The organism is Hyphomonas pacifica (assembly GCF_000682675.1).
In the GTDB taxonomy this organism is placed as follows: Bacteria; Pseudomonadota; Alphaproteobacteria; order Caulobacterales; family Hyphomonadaceae; genus Hyphomonas; species Hyphomonas pacifica.
In genome coordinates this window covers 214,074-229,697 of record NZ_AWFA01000001.1, presented here as the reverse complement: position 1 = coordinate 229,697, position 15,624 = coordinate 214,074, and the positions used below count along the sequence as shown (strand labels likewise).

Here is a 15,624-nt window from a genome sequence, read left to right as displayed (position 1 = left end):
CCAGTCCGGCTTTAGGCGCAGGAGGAAAGACCCTCACCTCCCATTGCGGGCGCAATGGGCCCCTCCTCTATTAGCGCGGCGCAAAGGAACGTACACAAAAAAACTCCCCCTTGCAGAAAGGGGGAGCTCTCTCAGGTCTTCAGTCTGTGCTGCCTTATTTGTTCGGCTGCGGAGTATAGCGTAAATAGGGCTTCACTTCCTTGTAGCCTTTGGGGAAAAGCTTCTTGATCTCCTCCGGATCGGTCAGGGACGGCACAATGATCACGTCCTCGCCATCTTGCCAGTTCACCGGCGTGGCCACCTTGTAGCCGTCGGTCAGTTGCAAACTGTCGATCAGGCGCAGGATCTCGTCAAAGTTCCGGCCGGCGCTCGGGGGATAGATGATAGAGGCGCGAATTTTCTTGTTCGGGTCGATCACATAGACTGCTCGCACCGTCACTTTCGGATCCGCATTCGGGTGGATCATGTTGTAGAGCGTCGCGACCTCGCGTTTGGGGTCTGCGATGATCGGAAACTGGACGCTGGTATGCTGCGTCTCTTCGATATCCTTGATCCAGCTCTTGTGGTCCTCAACACTGTCGACCGAAATGACCAGCGCTTTCGCGCCGCGTTTCGCAAATTCGTCTTTCAGCTTTGCTGTATAGCCAAGTTCTGTGGTGCAGACGGGCGTAAAGTCTGCCGGGTGGGAGAAGAAGACAACCCAGTCATCGCCCGCCCATTCGTGGAAGCGGATGGGGCCCTGTGTTGTCTCTGCTTCGAAGTCTGGGGCGACGTCGCCGATAAGAAGGCTCATAGTGGCTTACTCCTGTCTCTTGATTTCTGCTTTAGAAATGGTGCCTAAGAGGAAGTAGACCAATGTGCGACATCTCAAGGTGTCGATCAGATTTTCTAATACCCCCTCCCGGGAAGAAGGAAGTGGAATGAAACGCCTGATCCTGATGCGGCATGCCAAGACAGAGCCTTGGGGCGAAGGGGTGGATGATTTCGGCCGTGCTTTGACCGAGCGCGGCAAGGAAGACGCCAAGCGCATGGCAGAGGAACTGGTCGGCATGGGATGGAGCCCGGAGCGTATTCTGGTGTCTACAGCGCGCCGTGCGCGGGAAACCTGTTCAGAGGTTGCCAAAGTGGTGGAAGGCGAAAAAGTGCGCCCGATGGAGTCACTCTATCTATCCGGCGTACGCGGCCTGGCCGATGCCGTCGCGCAAAATGACGGGGCCGGTACGCTGATGTTGATCGGGCATAATCCGGGTCTGCATGACTTCTCGATGGAAATCCTCCGCGAGGGTGGCAGTTTCGACCATCAGGATGCTTTGCGCTTGGTCGAGAAATTTCCGACCAGTTGCTGCGCCCTGTTTGAGGCTGATGAGCATGGCGCTTTTGTCCCCGTACATTTTCGGTTGGCCGGCGTGCTACGGGCAAAGGATTTCCGCGAGGCAGACGCCAGTTCATAAAGAAACCGCCCTGCTGGTGCAGGACGGTTCAGGATCCTCATCCGGGACTGGCTTCAGGGAGAGGCAGGGCCAAGTTCCGGTGAGAGCTCTGATGACTTATTTGCCTTGATAAGCTGCGGTGAAGTTCTGATTGTCGACATAGGCGACAACTTTCTTCATCGTGCGGCGCTCACAGACCGTGACAGCGTAGTCTTTGCCAAGGCCGAATTCAGCATATTCTGCTTCGCAGCTTTTAGTGACCTGGTCGCTGATTTTGTCGAACTCTGCTTTTGCGCCTTCGACGGTTTGCAATTGTGCGCGGTTCAGATCGATCTCCATGGTGAAGTCATCGGAAGCGGCATAGGCCGGAGCAGAGATAGCAGCAGCGGCGATGGCGATGGTGGTAATCGTGCGGATCATGGCAGGTATCCTTCTTGTGAAATATTTGAGTGATTAGAGAAAATTCGAGGGTGAAAGTCCGGCGCTGCGGGGTGGCAGGGGAGACCAGAGGCTCGCAGCGCCGGGAGAGGCCGGTTAGTGAGCTTCGCGGCGGGCGAAGCGGCGGCGGCGGCGAACCAGCAGGTTTTTGCGAACCTCCGCTGTGACATCATTCGCCGGCCGGCTCCGGAGGGTTGCCTCGCCTGTGAACATGGCCAAGGCCATTACACCTGCTGGGGCGGCGGTTTCGATGTCGCTCTGACGGGCGCGGGGGATCATGATTTTAATTCCTTCTAGCTGGTTGGTTGATGTCCTTGGCAAGTCATCTCTGCCGCCGACACAAACAATCTAGGTCAGGAATTATCGAAAATCAATAACTTTTTATCGAAAAATAATAAATTCTAGTCTTTTCAAAGTATTGTGGTTTGTTGAATATCGATATGGTGCCGCATGGCAAGGGATCAAGGCCAATTAAATCGACGTCACATGAAAAAATGAGCCGGGATTTTTCGGCTCATTCCGGCTCCAAATGGGTTCTGAGGTCAATTCTAGAGATCGAGACTCATCTGGCGGGGGGCTGATCTTGGAGGATCTGGGCGCAGGCGAGAGCTGGGCCAAGAAGACTCAGCTGGCCGGAAAGGCCGCTCATGGGATGCTTCCCTTATACTCGGGCGAGCGGAATTTGTGCGCACGGCTTTAGGGGCGAACCGGCTGCGTGCCTCCCGGGCAGCGGCCATATGGTCCACCATGCGCATGGGATATGTCTGGCCTAGAATGATGCCAGCCTCTGCGAGTTCGGACTTGGGTGAATCCCAAGGCGCATGGATATGCTTGTCAGACAAAGCCCCAAGCTCTGGCAACCAGCGCCGGATGAAATTGCCGTCTGGGTCCAGGGTCAGCGACTGACGGACAGGATTTGGGACATAGGCACCCTTATCCACGGCAATGCCGGGAAGTTTTCGGACCTTCGCATAAAAAGAGGCCGGGTCAAAATCGACGCAGAGCCTGGCCAGATGCCGGGCAGGCTCATCCGGGTGAAGCCATAGATGTGATGCTGTAAAGGAGAGCAGCAGCCCAAGGAGGCGAGGGTCCAGCCTGCCAGTCTCTCGCAAGCATCTCATGCTGGCGTCCAGAAGGGGGAAGCCTGTCCGGGCATGTAACAAGGCCTCCAAATGGGCGTTTCCAGCCCCGGCTTTCTGGCGGTCATAAGGATCGCCGGGCAGGAAGTGACGGTGCCCGCTTACACTGGTGCGCTCCAATGTTGTCTGAACATCTATGCTGCGCTGTCGAAGCGTGTCCGCATAAGCTGCCAAGGACATGGCAAAAACGCTGTCACCATCTTCCAGAAGGGCGTGGTGGCTTTGCGCAATACCTTGCCAGACCTCTCTGGCAGACAAGGTGCCGAAGGCAAGATGAGACGAAAGGCCGGGATCGCACGCCATGCGCTGCGATGCGGAGAGGTTCGGTTTGCCGTAATTTCTGCCGGTGCCTGACAAAAAACGCCTAAGATTGAGCACGCCTTGCGTTCTGCCGCCGGACGGGCGGTCAGGGCAGACATCTGCTGCAAGGCCAAAATCTTCTGCGTCTGGCCAGTCTTCTGATAAGATATTATGGGCAGAAAGCATGTCCGGTGCGGCCACGCGTTTCTGTCGCATGCTGGCGTCCCAAAGCGCCTGCCAATTGTCTTTCCGGCTCGCAGTGGCAGGCATGCCAGGGGGTGTTTGAATGCGCAGGGGAATGCCTGCTTTCAAGGCCCAAGCCTGCACCTGGCGATCCCGCGTGAGTTCTGCCTCCCTTCCAGTAACGTCGTGCGCGTGAATGGCGGCAATGCCGTGATGACGGTGAAGCTGTGAGAAGACTTCCGCGGCTGGGCCGGTGCGCAGACACAGCGAGCTGCCGCGTTTGCGAAGAGCGCTGTCGAGATCAGCGAGGCTTTCGAGAAGAAAGTCAAATTGCCGTGCGGAAGTCTCGTGAGGCGTCCATATATTGGGATCAAAGATATAGAGCGGCAAAACGGGGCCTGATCCTGCGTAGGCCGCGGCCAGGGCAAGATGATCATGAACCCGCAGATCGCGCTGAAACCAGATTACCTGTAGATCACTCATGGAACAAAAATAGAACATTTGTCCATTCTTGTCCAGTTCTATTGAAAAATACGCAATTCGTTACGCTTTCGAAACGAATTCAACTCCTGGTTTCTTGAGCCCTGTTCCTTTTCGGCTTTCTTGGGAAGATGGGTGCTGATGGATATGACATGATGGAGCCAGAACGGCTCCGTATCAGAGAGGGGTTGGCGGAACCGCGACCTGACTCTGCGCGGGCGGATGAGGCTGCCAATGGCTTTCCGGACCGCTTTGCGGGCATGTCGGCAAGGTCCGGCTTGACAGGCTGGCAACGCCAGACGGCGCGTCGGATATTCAGTGTTCTCGGAATAGGGGCGCTGGTCGCGCCGGGCCTTGTCTGGGCCGGGCTCAGTCTGGCAGGGCTGGCACTCTTTTGCGCTATCTTGTTGTACCGATTTGCGCTGGTCATCTATGGGCGTGGCCGGGAGCCAGAGGCGGACTATGCTTCCGCGTCGGAATTGCTGCCCGTCTATACGCTGCTGATCGCGCTGAAGGATGAGGCTGCGGTTGTTCCGCAGCTGGCACGGCACATTTGTCGGTTTGACTATCCGCAGCATCTGCTGGATGTGAAATTGCTGATTGAAACGGGGGATGAAGCCACGCGCGATGCAATCCGGGCGCAGATCTGGCCAAAGGGCACAGAGCTGCTTGTTCTGCCCCCAGGTATGCCACGCACAAAACCGCGCGCGCTGAATTACGGCCTCTCGCGTGCTCGGGGGGCTTTCGTAACTGTCTATGATGCAGAGGATAGACCAAGCCCCATACAATTGATCTCGGCCGTTCGGCGGTTCACACATGACCCGTCGCTCGCATGTGTTCAGGCGCCTCTTGTGGGCATCCCGAAGACGCCGACCTGGCTGGCGCGGCACTGGGCGCTGGAATATGCGATCCAGTTCAATCGCGTGATGCCGGCGTTGGCGAGGTTGGGCGCTCCCATTGCCCTGGGTGGCACGAGCAATCACTTTCGCCGGTCCGCGCTGGAAGAGGTTGGCGGATGGGATGCGTGGAATGTGACGGAGGATGCAGACCTTGGTCTCAGATTTGCGCGTCAGGGCAAAAGCGTGGGGGTCATTGCCCCGCCCACACTCGAGGCGCCACCTGAAAGGTTTTACATCTGGCTGGGCCAGCGCTCACGCTGGCTGAAAGGGTTTCTGCAGACCTGGCTGGTATTGATGCGCAACCCGGGTGCGGCAGTACGCGAAATGGGGCTCGGCGGCTTTGTCTCTATGCAGTTGACGTTGGGCGCATCCATCCTGTCGGCCTTCACGCATTTGCCTTGGTTGATCTGGTGCCTGCTTTGCATCGCGAGCCCTGCGCTGAATCTGGGGCCGGTTAGCTGGTCTATTCTGGTGGCAACTTATGGTGTGGGTGCTGTCTCTGCATGCTTGGTTCCGCGCGGTGTCATGCGGCTGCGATTTGTTGATGTGTTGACGCTCCCGCTCTATTGGCCGCTGCAGTCTGTCGCCATGGCGCGGGCGGTCTACAGTCTGATCAGAACTCCCCATCATTGGGTCAAGACGCCCCACGATTAGCGCGTCGCTTCCACGGGACCTCACTGTAGACCGAGACCTTTGTGTCGTAGGGTTAGCGCTTGGCGGGACCGTATCCTGGGCTTAAGGTCCAAGGGTGTTCCGACGCCTCTTCAGGAGACCGCTATGGCTTATGATGAATCTGTAGATCTGGAGCAATTCCGTGCTGAAACGCGTGAATGGCTTGAGAAAAACTGCCCCCCTTCAATGCGCACCCCCATGAAGGACGATGAAGTCGTCTGGGGCGGCAAGCGCGAGACATTCAAGAATCCAGATTCCAAGATCTGGCTGGAAAGAATGGCCGAAAAAGGGTGGACCGCGCCGCAATGGCCGAAGAAATATGGCGGTGGTGGTCTCAACCCCGCGCAGGCCCGCGTGCTGCAACAGGAAATGAGCCGCATCAAGGCGCGCCAGCCGCTGTTCTCGTTCGGCCTCTGGATGTTTGGTCCCGCGTTGCTGGAATTTGGCAATGAAGAGCAGAAGATGCGCTTCATCCCGGATATCGTCCATGGCCGCACGCGCTGGTGCCAGGGCTATTCGGAGCCGGGCGCCGGGTCTGACTTGGCTGACCTGCAAACCCGTTGCGAAGACAAGGGCGATCATTACCTGATCAATGGCCAGAAGGTCTGGACCTCCTATGCCGACAAGGCTGACTGGATCTTCTGCCTCGTGCGCACCGACACAAGCGTGAAGCATGAGGGCATCAGTTTCATTCTGTTCGACATGGAAAGCCCTGGCGTTGAAGCTCGCCCGATCAAGCTGATCTCCGGCGAAAGCCCGTTCTGCGAAACCTTCTTCAATGATGTGAAGGTTCCGAAAGACCAACTGGTCGGTGAAGTGAATGGCGGCTGGCAGATTGCCAAACGCCTGCTTCAGTTCGAACGTTCTTCCATTTCGGCTGGCGGATTTGGCGGCACAGGCGGCTCTGGTATTCTGGGGCCGGAAGAATATGCCAAGCAGCATATTGGCACCGACAGCGACGGGTGCCTGCTGGATGGGGATCTTCGCGCGCGCATCACAGACCACAAAATGTATGCCAAGGCGTTCAGCTTGACCGTTCAACGTCAGGCTGAGCAGGCCAAGGCGGGCCAGGCGGTCAGCCATACGGCGTCGATCCTGAAATATGGCGCGGCCAAGATGAACCAGGACCGCCATGAATTGCTGATTGAAGCGCTCGGCACGGAAGGTCTCGGCTGGGAAGGCGAAGGCTTTGACCCAGCGGCCAAGAAGGTCACGCGTCAATGGCTGCGTTCCAAGGGGAACTCGATTGAGGGTGGCACCAGCGAGATCAACCTCAATGTCATTTCAAAACGCGTTCTGGGTTTGAAAGACCACAAATAGCCATGTCGCCAGCACACGCTTCCCTGATCTATCTGGGGCTGCCCTTTCTGGCAGGGTTTGCTGTTCCCTTCTTCCGGGGACGGCCCCTGTTTCAGTACAGCCTCTGGATCGCGGCCTCTGCATTGACCATCACTCTGACTTTTCTGTGGGTGAGTGGGGCAGGGGCGCGCGCAGACATGATTGATCCGCTTACTGTGACTGCCGCGATTGCCTTCTGGGCGATTGCTGGTCTGGTGGGGGTTCTGGTCGGCAGGGAAGCCGCTGCGGTGCGTCGTGACGCCAAGAACACAATGGAAAAACGTAAGGCTTCGGAGATATTCAGATGACATTCCTTCTGACAGAAGACCAGGAAATGCTGCGGGAAACCGCAATGACTTTCGCGCGTGAAGAACTGCCGATCACGCATCTGCGCACGCTGCGCAACAAAGGCGCCAACGGGGTAGACCCCGAAACCCGCCAGAAGCTCGCAGAGCTCGGCTTCTTTGGTGTGATCATTCCGGATGAGCCGGGGGGTGAACATTTCGGACTGGTCGGTCTTGGCCAGATCCTGGAAGCGCAAGGTCGCACGCTTGCTGCCACGCCTGTCATGCAGACGGCATTGATCGCGGCGAGTGCGTTGCAATTGGGTGGCAGCCCGGCACAGCAGGCTGAATGGTTGCCCAAGATCGCGGGCGGCGAAACGACTTTCGCGCTGGCCATGGACGAGAGCGCACATTTCAATCCGCTTGGGGTTGCCACGGAAGCCGAGCGCAATGGTCAGGGCTACACGCTGAACGGCATGAAGCGGTACGTGCCTGACGCGCATCATGCGGACATGCTGATCGTCGTGGCGCGTACCTTTGGTGAGGCAGGCGACCGTCATGGTCTCAGCCTGTTCCTGGTGCCAGCGGATGCAAAAGGCGTCTCCATTCAGGCGCTGAATACGGTCGATTCCCATGGCGCCGCACATGTGACGCTCGAAGATGTAATGGTGCCGGAAGGTGCGTTGATCGGTGCCGCCGATCAGGGCGCTGATGTGCTGGAGCCGGTGCTGGATCGAGCCGCGATCGGTCAGGCCGCCGAGATGCTGGGCAGTGCGCAGGCGGCGTTCGAGATGACGCTGGAATATCTGCAGAGCCGTAAACAGTTCGGCCAGCTGATCGGTTCTTTCCAGGGGCTGCAGCATCGCGCGGCGAAAATGTTCACGGAACTGGAAATGACGCGGTCCTGCGTCGCCGCCGCGCTGTCGGCCGTCGATGAGGGCAAGGATAATGTTGCCGAACTTGCCAGCATCGCAAAGGCCCGTGCCAGCGATCTGGTGCACCTCGTCTCCAATGAGTGTGTGCAGATGCATGGCGGTATCGGCATGACGGATGAGGCCGACCCGGGGCTCTATATGAAGCGGGCCCGTGTGCAGGAAGCCATGTATGGCTCTGCCAGCTGGCACCGGGATCGGTACGCTCGCCTGAACGGGTATTGATCGGTATTGTTCCGTACAAAGAAAAAGCCGGGAAGACGTTGTCTTCCCGGCTTTATAGTATCTGATGGGTGCTTAGCCTTTCAGCACAGACCCTTTCTTCAGGGCCTTGGCGATCAGGTAGTACATCACCGGACGATGCTTTGCGCGCACAGACTTGCCATACTTTGCAACGGCGTCTGCGATAGCGGCATCGGCTTTCGCCTCATCCGTGACGCCCAGCTTTTTCGCAATGAAGCCCTTCTTGACGCGGGCCAGTTCTTCCTTGTCTGAGGCGGCAATCGTGGCCGTGTCAGATTTGTAGATGGTTGGACCGGACGCTTTCACCGCTGCTTCGAGCAGGGCCATGTCAGAACGGGTCTCGCCAACTTTCTCTTTCAGATCGGCGATATACTTCTCCATCAGAACTTCTTTGGGAGAAGGGGTCTTGGCTGGCTTTGCGAGTTTCGGTGCTGCGGCTTTCTTCGGCGCAGCGGCTTTTTTGGCTTTGGTTGCTTTTGCCATGGGAGGGTCTCCTCAATGGGCCCGACAGACGGGCGTGATTTTCATTTACGCAGCTAACAACACGAATCACTTTGAAACGCGCCCTGTACATTGCCTTGTTTTTCCACAGGGTGCCAACCCTTTTTATCCTGATGGTCTGTGTTGTTATATATCCGTGTAGGGAGTATAAGTGTGATTTAGGAAGAATAGGGCTTTTTATGGTCTCTTTTTTCAGCTTGGTCATTCATTGACCTTGGGCCGCATGTAGCTCACATCACGCTGAGCGATAATAAAGAATGAGGCTGATATGTTCCGGTATGTGCCCTGGTTGGTCATCTGTCTAATTGCAGTTATCTGCGCAGTCTTTTGGCGAGACTACATATGGCTTGTCTATATGGGGATTCCGGCGGGGGCGCTCGCCATTCTGGGCTTTTACGACATGGTTCAGCGCAGCCATGCGCTATGGCGGAACTTTCCGGTCATTGCGCGTATCCGGTGGATTGCGGAAGAGTTGCGGCCTTTCCTGCGCTCTTACATTGTCGAGAGTGAAACCGAAGGGCGGCCTTTCAATAATGAAGAGCGCGCCATGGTCTATCGGCGGGCCAAGGACGTAACCTCTGTTGAGCCCTTTGGCAGTCATCTGGATATTGACCGGCCGCCGTATGAATGGCTCGCCCATTCCATAGCCGCGAAGCATACGGAAAATAACGACCCGCGTGTTCTGATTGGGGCCCCGGGCACGCCGCAGCCTTACTCAGCCAGCATTTTCAATATCTCTGCAATGAGTTTCGGAGCCCTTGGCGCACATGCGATTGAAGCCTTGTCGAAAGGCGCGGCCATGGGCGGCTTTTATCACGATACCGGTGAGGGCGGCGTCTCGCGCTATCACAAGCGCGGCGGCGCAGACCTCGTATGGGAACTCGGCTCAGGTTATTTCGGGTGCCGTGCCAAGGACGGCGGATTTGATGCCGTGCGTTTTGAGGACACGGCGCGTGATCCGCAGATCAAGATGATCGAGATAAAATTGAGCCAGGGTGCAAAGCCGGGGCATGGCGGTGTTTTGCCAGGTGAAAAGGTTACGGAAGAGATTGCCGAGGCACGCGGCATTGAAGTGGGAGAGACCTGTGTATCCCCGCCAGCACATTCCGCCTTCAGCACGCCGATTGAAATGCTGGAATTTGCAGCAAAGCTGCGTGAGCTGTCAGGCGGCAAGCCTGTGGGGATAAAATTCGCGGTCGGGAACCGCTGGGAAACCCTGGCTATCTGCAAGGCAATGCTGGAGACAGGCCTGCGTGTGGATTTCATGGTTGTTGATGGTGGGGAAGGGGGCACGGGCGCGGCGCCGGCGGAATTTCTTGATCATGTCGGGGCGCCGCTTCGGCAGGGTCTGGTGCTGACACGCAATGCACTCGTAGGAACCGGTTTGAAAGATGACGTAAAACTCGGCTGCTCCGGCAAGCAGATCAGTGCGTTTTCCATTGCCTCCTCAATGGCGCTGGGGGCTGACTGGATCAACACGGCACGTGGCTTCATGTTTGCGCTGGGGTGCATTCAGTCTCTCAACTGCCATAACAATACGTGTCCAACAGGAATAGCCACATCCGACAAAAGCCGTCAGCGCGGATTGGTCGTGGATGATAAGGCCGTGCGCGTCCGGAATTTTCACCACAACACAATGAACGCCCTGATGGAGGTAGTTGGTGCAGCGGGATGTTCACACCCCTCTGAACTGACACCCCGTCATATCATGCACCGTGTAACAGAGGATATCATATATTCCGCAGAGAGAGCATACCAACTGGTCAAACCTGGGGAGCTTCTGGATGCACCGGAAGAGACCTCATTGGCGCATGAGTGGGATATGGCGCAAGCGCATACTTTTGTCCCCAGGGGCTTGAGGGCTGCAAGATGAAGAACGTGGCAGTCTTGTTGGCCCTGGGCTGCGCGGCGCTTTTGTTTGTTGTCGCCGTGGTCGCGAAACAGCCGCGGCATGACCGGGATTGGCAGCCGCACCTCTCGCGTCTTCCGCATGTTGAGATGGGGGAGGGGATATTCCAGGTCAGTCCTTACCGGGACTGGTCATACCCTGTTGGGAGCGGCCCTGTGCAGATATGGAAGCGCCTGCCGTCGCATCGTATCGAAGATGTCCGCCGCGCCTGGTTTGTTGTCGAACCGCATCCCGGCCAGCCCCTTATGGCGCACACGCTGGTTCTCTTTGAGTTCGCCGACGGAGACCTGATTGGTCTGACGGTTGAGGCGCGCAAAGAGGCAGGGGAGAAATACTCTGTTGTTCGCGGGGCGCTAAACGGGTTTGAGTTGATCTATCAGTGGGCGACGCCACGGGACTTGCTGGCGCGGCGCGCAGTATACCTCAACAAGGAATTGTATCTTTATCCATTGGTGCTTAGCCAGGAAGAGGTTGAAGCCTATTTGACGGCCTTGCTTCAGCGTACCGAAAGCATTGAGACGCATGCGCGTTTCTACAATACGCTGACGTCAAACTGCACGAATGAACTGGCCAAGACAGCAGGGCTCGATTGGGATTTTGCCTTTATCCTGACCGGCAGGGCGGACGCGGCACTCTACAGAATGGGGCGGATTGAAGGGCGAGGGCCTTTCGAGTCGGTACGCCAGTCTGCGCGTATTGATCCGGCAGTTCGCACTTTGGCGGATTTGCCGGATGCAGCGTTCAATGCAAGGCTGCTTTCTGATCGCAGAGGTGGAACCTGATGCGCGCGCACCTATTACTTATCGTATGACCATTAATCAGGCACGTCTGGTGTTTCTGCAGATCAGTTTTGCCGTCTGCTTGGGCATGGTTGGCCTGATAGGCTAGCTTTCAAGGGACAGGATGGGTAATGACAATAGATGATGAAAAACAAGGATCACGGCTGATTGCCGTGTCCAATCGCACGGCAGCGGGCCAGGAAAGCCGGGCAGGAGGTCTGGCGGTGGCGCTGTGGGATACGCTGGCAGATACGAATGGCTTATGGATCGGCTGGAGCGGCCGGATCATCGACTATCCCAGCAACCGGGCAAAGTCTTCCCATGAAGATGGCGTTGAATTCGCGATAACGGATTATTCGCGCCATCAGTATGATGGCTTTTATCTTGGATACTCCAACAGCGTATTATGGCCGGTCATGCACAACCGGATCGATCTGGCTGTCTTCGATTCCGAATATTTCCGCTTCTATGTCGAGATCAACGAGAAGTTCTCGGACATTGTGAGACGTAGGGCGCAGCCGAATGACATGGTTTGGGTTCATGACTACCACTTCCTGCTGCTGGGGGACATGTTGCGGGAAGATGGCTGGAACGGCCGGTGCGGCTTTTTTCTGCATATTCCGTTTCCGGCACCGGAAGTCTTCCGCGCCATTCCGGAACACAGGCGGCTGGCGCTTGGCCTGTGTGCCTATGATGTCGTTGGCCTTCAGTCCGGAAAGGACCTCGCCAATCTGGCCCAGTATCTGGAAGAGGAATTTGGCGCAGAGGAAATGCCGGATGGGCGGTTCCGGGTTGAGGGCAGAATCGTGCGGCTGCTACATTGCCCGATCGGGATTGATACCGAAGGCTTTGCCCGCGCCGCGCTTGAAGAACCGGCGAAGAAAGCGGCCAATAGCTTGTCCAAGTTTCTGGGCGATCGCGACCTGGTGATCGGCGTCGACAGGATGGATTATTCCAAAGGTCTGCCGCAGCGCTTCGAAGGCATGGCCGAGCTGTTCGACCGCTACCCTGAAGTACATGGCAAGATATCCTTCACGCAAATTGCGCCGCCATCGCGCTCTGTTGTGGAAGAGTATGCGCATCTGCGCCAACAGCTGGATGCCTTGTCAGGGCGGATCAATGGCGACTATGGGGATCTGGACTGGATTCCCATTCGCTATCTGGCGAGAGGATATGAGCGGGAACAGATTGCCGGCCTGTATCGTCTGGCCAAGGCGTGTCTCGTGACGCCGCTGCAGGATGGCATGAATCTGGTCGCGAAGGAGTTTGTTGCCGCGCAGGATCCGGAGGATCCCGGTGTGCTGATCCTGTCCCAGTTCGCGGGCGCGGCAGAGCAGATGAAGGAGGCCCTGATTATCAATCCATATGACAGTGCAGCCATTGCAGATGCCGTGAAGCGCGCCATCGACATGCCGGTGGGAGAACGCCGCGAACGCTGGCAGAGCTTGTACCGAAACCTTATTGAGCAGGACATCAATTGGTGGCGCGAGAGATTTCTGGCTGAATTCGAGGCGATACCTGCATGAACAAGACAGATATGGCGCCGCCTGCGCTGGGCCCTGATGCCGCCTTGTTCCTCGATTTCGATGGAACCCTCACGCCACTGCAGGATGATCCGGATGCGGTGTTTCTGCCAGATGGCATGGACCACGTAATTCTTGAACTGGCGGAGCAGTTGAAAGGCGCGCTGGCCGTGCTGTCCGGACGGGATTTGACGGATTTGTCCCGCCGGGTGCCGGAGGGGCTCTGGCGGTTTGGCAATCATGGCCTGCGCTCAGCAGAGCCCGGCGAGGCACCTGATGAAAATATTGCCGAGGCACCGGCCGATCTGGTCTCGGCCATCCGGCAAAGCATTTCCGCGCATCAGGGCGTGCGTCTTGAAATCAAGGGTCCGGTTCTGGCCATTCACTATCGCGCCGCTCCCGACAAGGGCGACGAGTTGACGACGGAGCTGGCGGAGGTGCTTTTGGGCTTTGACGACTATTCCCTGCAATCGGGGAAAATGGTGCTCGAAGCCAAACCGAAAGGCGCCAATAAAGGCATCTGCCTGGAGCGAGCCATGTCGCTCAAGGATTTTGAGGGCAGGGTCCCGGTCATGATTGGAGATGATCGTACCGATGAAGACGCCTTTGCTATGGCCGGAAAGCTGGGCGGCTGGTCTGTTAAGGTGGGAGAAGGCGCCACCTGCGCAGACTACAGGCTGACGACCTACCAGGATGTCATTACTTATTTGAAGAAAGAATTGGGGCAACCATGAGTCTGGACCTTGGGGTTATCGGCAATGGTACGATTGCCGGCCTGATCAATTCACGCGGCGACTATCAGTGGTTTTGTCTACCCAGATTTGACGGGCAGCCTGTGTTCAACCAGCTTCTGGGTGGTAATGGCAGGTTCAATGTATGGATGGAGGGACTGGCCAAGCGTAGCCAGGCCTATGACCGCAACACGGCTATCCTGCGTACAAGGATGGAATCCGAAGACGGTGCGATTGTTGAGATCGTGGACTTTGCGCCGCGCTTTGAACACAAGGGCCGTATGTTTCGTCCGGCCAGCGTCGTACGCAGGTTCGAGGTGATTGCAGGCTCCCCGCAGTTGCGCATCTCGATGCGGCCGGAAACAGATTGGGGTGGGCGGCAGCTTCGTCCTATTCGCGGTGTTAATCATGTCCGCTTTGTGGATGACGAGTTTGCCTTCCGCGTGACAACGGACGCGCCGGTTTCCTACATCCTTTCTGAAACCACCTTCATTCTTGACCGCGACACGACCTTCGTTTTGGGGGCGGATGAATCCCTGACGGACTCCCCGGGTGTCATTGCCCGGGACTGGGAGGAGCGCACGCGGCAATATTGGGCAAAGTGGGCGCGCAGCCTGGCTGTTCCGTTCGAGTGGCAGGAAGAAGTTATTCGCGCCGCGATCACCTTGAAGTTGTGTGTATTCGAAGAAACGGGCGGTATTGTTGCTGCCCTGACGACTTCTGTCCCCGAACATGAAGGGTCTTCCCGGAACTGGGACTATCGTTATTGCTGGATCCGGGACGCCTATTTCACGGTGACGGCTCTGAACCGGCTGTCCGGTATGGGGACGCTGGAACATTATATGCGCTGGGTGCGAAACATCGTGGCGCATTCAAAGGGCGGACATATACAGCCTGTCTATGGGATCGGGCTGGAGGCGGACCTATCTGAGGATATGGCGCCGAACCTGCCGGGGTTCCGCGGCATGGGGCCGGTACGGCGAGGCAATCAGGCGGCTGAGCATGTCCAGCATGATGTCTATGGCCAGGTTCTGCTGGGCGTTGCGCAATCCTTCTTTGACAAGCGTCTGCTATCACAGCCCGGTATAGCCGAATTCGAACAATTAGAGCCTGTCGGCGAACGCGCCTTCGCGGTCTATGACACGCCGGATGCAGGCATTTGGGAATTTCGCACCATTGCGCATGTGCACACGTCTTCCGCGATTATGTGCTGGGCCGCGTGTGACCGGCTGGCCCGGATTGCGGAGAGCCTGGGCCTGGAGGCACGACAGGAATATTGGAGCGAGCGCGCGAACATCATTCATGCGACCATTCTGGAGAAGGCGTGGAACCCTGAGATCGGTGCCTTCACTGCGGCCTTCGGGGGAGAGGACCTGGATGCTTCGGTTCTCTTGATGGCGGAGATCGGTTTCCTGCCAGCTTCCGATGAGCGCTATATAGGCACGGTCAATGCGGTGGACCGGGATTTGAGAGAAGGCAATCATGTCTACCGGTATAAGGTGGAAGATGATTTCGGAAAGCCGAAGACTGCCTTCACGGCCTGTACATTCTGGTTCATTGATGCCCTTTACAGGGTTGGACGCGTGGATGAGGCGCGCGCCATGTTCGAGTCCGTTCTGGCGGCTCGCAACCATGTCGGCTTGCTGTCTGAAGACGTCGATCCGGAGACCGGGGAGCTGTGGGGAAATTACCCACAGACTTATTGTATGGTCGGAATCATCAATTCTGCCGCTTTATTGAGCAAGCCTTGGGCAGCGGTCACATAAGTCTGCACGTAAATGCATAGCGCATATGGATAGAACGCGCCGCAGAATGCTTTGGTTGAACCTATCTGACAGCTGTG

The 15,624-nt window shown here is 57.1% G+C and carries 15 protein-coding genes; 10 read left to right on the top strand and 5 right to left on the bottom strand.

All coding sequences use genetic code 11. The features are described 5' to 3' along the window. Window positions 1-154 precede the first annotated feature (154 nt). Window positions 155-793: a peroxiredoxin gene (locus tag HY2_RS01035; RefSeq protein WP_034823748.1), complete on the bottom strand. Its 639-nt coding sequence runs from the start codon at window positions 791-793 to the stop codon at window positions 155-157. 127 nt (window positions 794-920) lie between these two features. Here HY2_RS01035 and HY2_RS01030 point away from each other — a divergent pair, with 127 nt between their 5' ends. After that, window positions 921-1,451 carry a SixA phosphatase family protein gene (locus HY2_RS01030; RefSeq protein ID WP_051594582.1) on the top strand — a complete coding sequence of 177 codons (531 nt, stop codon included), beginning with the start codon at window positions 921-923 and terminating at the stop codon, window positions 1,449-1,451. 96 nt (window positions 1,452-1,547) lie between these two features. Here the strand turns inward: HY2_RS01030 and HY2_RS01025 are convergent, their stop codons facing one another. From HY2_RS01025 to HY2_RS01015, 3 genes are all read right to left on the bottom strand, one after another. Continuing rightward, on the bottom strand, window positions 1,548-1,850 hold the full coding sequence (locus tag HY2_RS01025) for a UrcA family protein (protein ID WP_034823746.1): 303 nt from the start codon (window positions 1,848-1,850) through the stop codon (window positions 1,548-1,550). Window positions 1,851-1,964: 114 nt separating this feature from the next. Continuing rightward, window positions 1,965-2,147, bottom strand: a complete 183-nt coding sequence (locus tag HY2_RS01020; RefSeq protein WP_034823744.1) for a hypothetical protein — start codon at window positions 2,145-2,147, stop codon at window positions 1,965-1,967. 269 nt (window positions 2,148-2,416) lie between these two features. Further along, window positions 2,417-3,973: an FAD-binding domain-containing protein gene (locus HY2_RS01015; RefSeq protein WP_162173271.1), complete on the bottom strand. Its 1,557-nt coding sequence runs from the start codon at window positions 3,971-3,973 to the stop codon at window positions 2,417-2,419. Window positions 3,974-4,101: 128 nt separating this feature from the next. Here HY2_RS01015 and HY2_RS01010 point away from each other — a divergent pair, with 128 nt between their 5' ends. The 4 genes from HY2_RS01010 (at window position 4,102) to HY2_RS00995 (ending at window position 8,320) form a co-directional block, all read left to right on the top strand. Next, window positions 4,102-5,523, top strand: coding sequence for a glycosyltransferase family 2 protein (locus HY2_RS01010; RefSeq protein ID WP_081814853.1), 1,422 nt, complete (start codon window positions 4,102-4,104; stop codon window positions 5,521-5,523). 123 nt (window positions 5,524-5,646) lie between these two features. Next, window positions 5,647-6,861, top strand: a complete 1,215-nt coding sequence (locus tag HY2_RS01005; protein WP_034823741.1) for an acyl-CoA dehydrogenase family protein — start codon at window positions 5,647-5,649, stop codon at window positions 6,859-6,861. A 2-nt stretch (window positions 6,862-6,863) separates the two neighbouring features. Further along, entirely contained in the window at window positions 6,864-7,187 is a 324-nt protein-coding gene (locus tag HY2_RS01000) for a hypothetical protein (protein ID WP_034823739.1), read from the top strand. Beyond that, window positions 7,184-8,320, top strand: a complete 1,137-nt coding sequence (locus HY2_RS00995; RefSeq protein WP_034823737.1) for an acyl-CoA dehydrogenase family protein — start codon at window positions 7,184-7,186, stop codon at window positions 8,318-8,320. Before HY2_RS01000 ends, HY2_RS00995 begins: the two co-directional genes overlap by 4 nt. A 72-nt stretch (window positions 8,321-8,392) precedes the next feature. Here the strand turns inward: HY2_RS00995 and HY2_RS00990 are convergent, their stop codons facing one another. Continuing rightward, the gene (locus tag HY2_RS00990) at window positions 8,393-8,821 is read right to left on the bottom strand and encodes a DUF2853 family protein (protein ID WP_051594580.1); all 429 of its coding nucleotides are present in this window, start codon (window positions 8,819-8,821) and stop codon (window positions 8,393-8,395) included. A gap of 373 nt (window positions 8,822-9,194) precedes the next feature. Here HY2_RS00990 and HY2_RS00985 point away from each other — a divergent pair, with 373 nt between their 5' ends. From HY2_RS00985 to HY2_RS00965, 5 genes are all read left to right on the top strand, one after another. Further along, window positions 9,195-10,712 carry an FMN-binding glutamate synthase family protein gene (locus HY2_RS00985; protein ID WP_233346265.1) on the top strand — a complete coding sequence of 506 codons (1,518 nt, stop codon included), beginning with the start codon at window positions 9,195-9,197 and terminating at the stop codon, window positions 10,710-10,712. Next, window positions 10,709-11,530, top strand: a complete 822-nt coding sequence (locus tag HY2_RS00980; protein WP_034823734.1) for a lipoprotein N-acyltransferase Lnb domain-containing protein — start codon at window positions 10,709-10,711, stop codon at window positions 11,528-11,530. Before HY2_RS00985 ends, HY2_RS00980 begins: the two co-directional genes overlap by 4 nt. A gap of 128 nt (window positions 11,531-11,658) precedes the next feature. Further along, window positions 11,659-13,053, top strand: coding sequence for an alpha,alpha-trehalose-phosphate synthase (UDP-forming) (locus HY2_RS00975; RefSeq protein WP_034823732.1), 1,395 nt, complete (start codon window positions 11,659-11,661; stop codon window positions 13,051-13,053). Next, window positions 13,050-13,784, top strand: coding sequence for a trehalose-phosphatase (gene otsB, locus HY2_RS00970; protein WP_034823730.1), 735 nt, complete (start codon window positions 13,050-13,052; stop codon window positions 13,782-13,784). Before HY2_RS00975 ends, otsB begins: the two co-directional genes overlap by 4 nt. Continuing rightward, window positions 13,781-15,547 (top strand): glycoside hydrolase family 15 protein, encoded by a 1,767-nt coding sequence (locus HY2_RS00965; protein ID WP_034823727.1) that lies wholly within the window; start codon window positions 13,781-13,783, stop codon window positions 15,545-15,547. The genes otsB and HY2_RS00965 overlap by 4 nt, the downstream gene beginning before the upstream one ends. Window positions 15,548-15,624 lie beyond the last annotated feature (77 nt).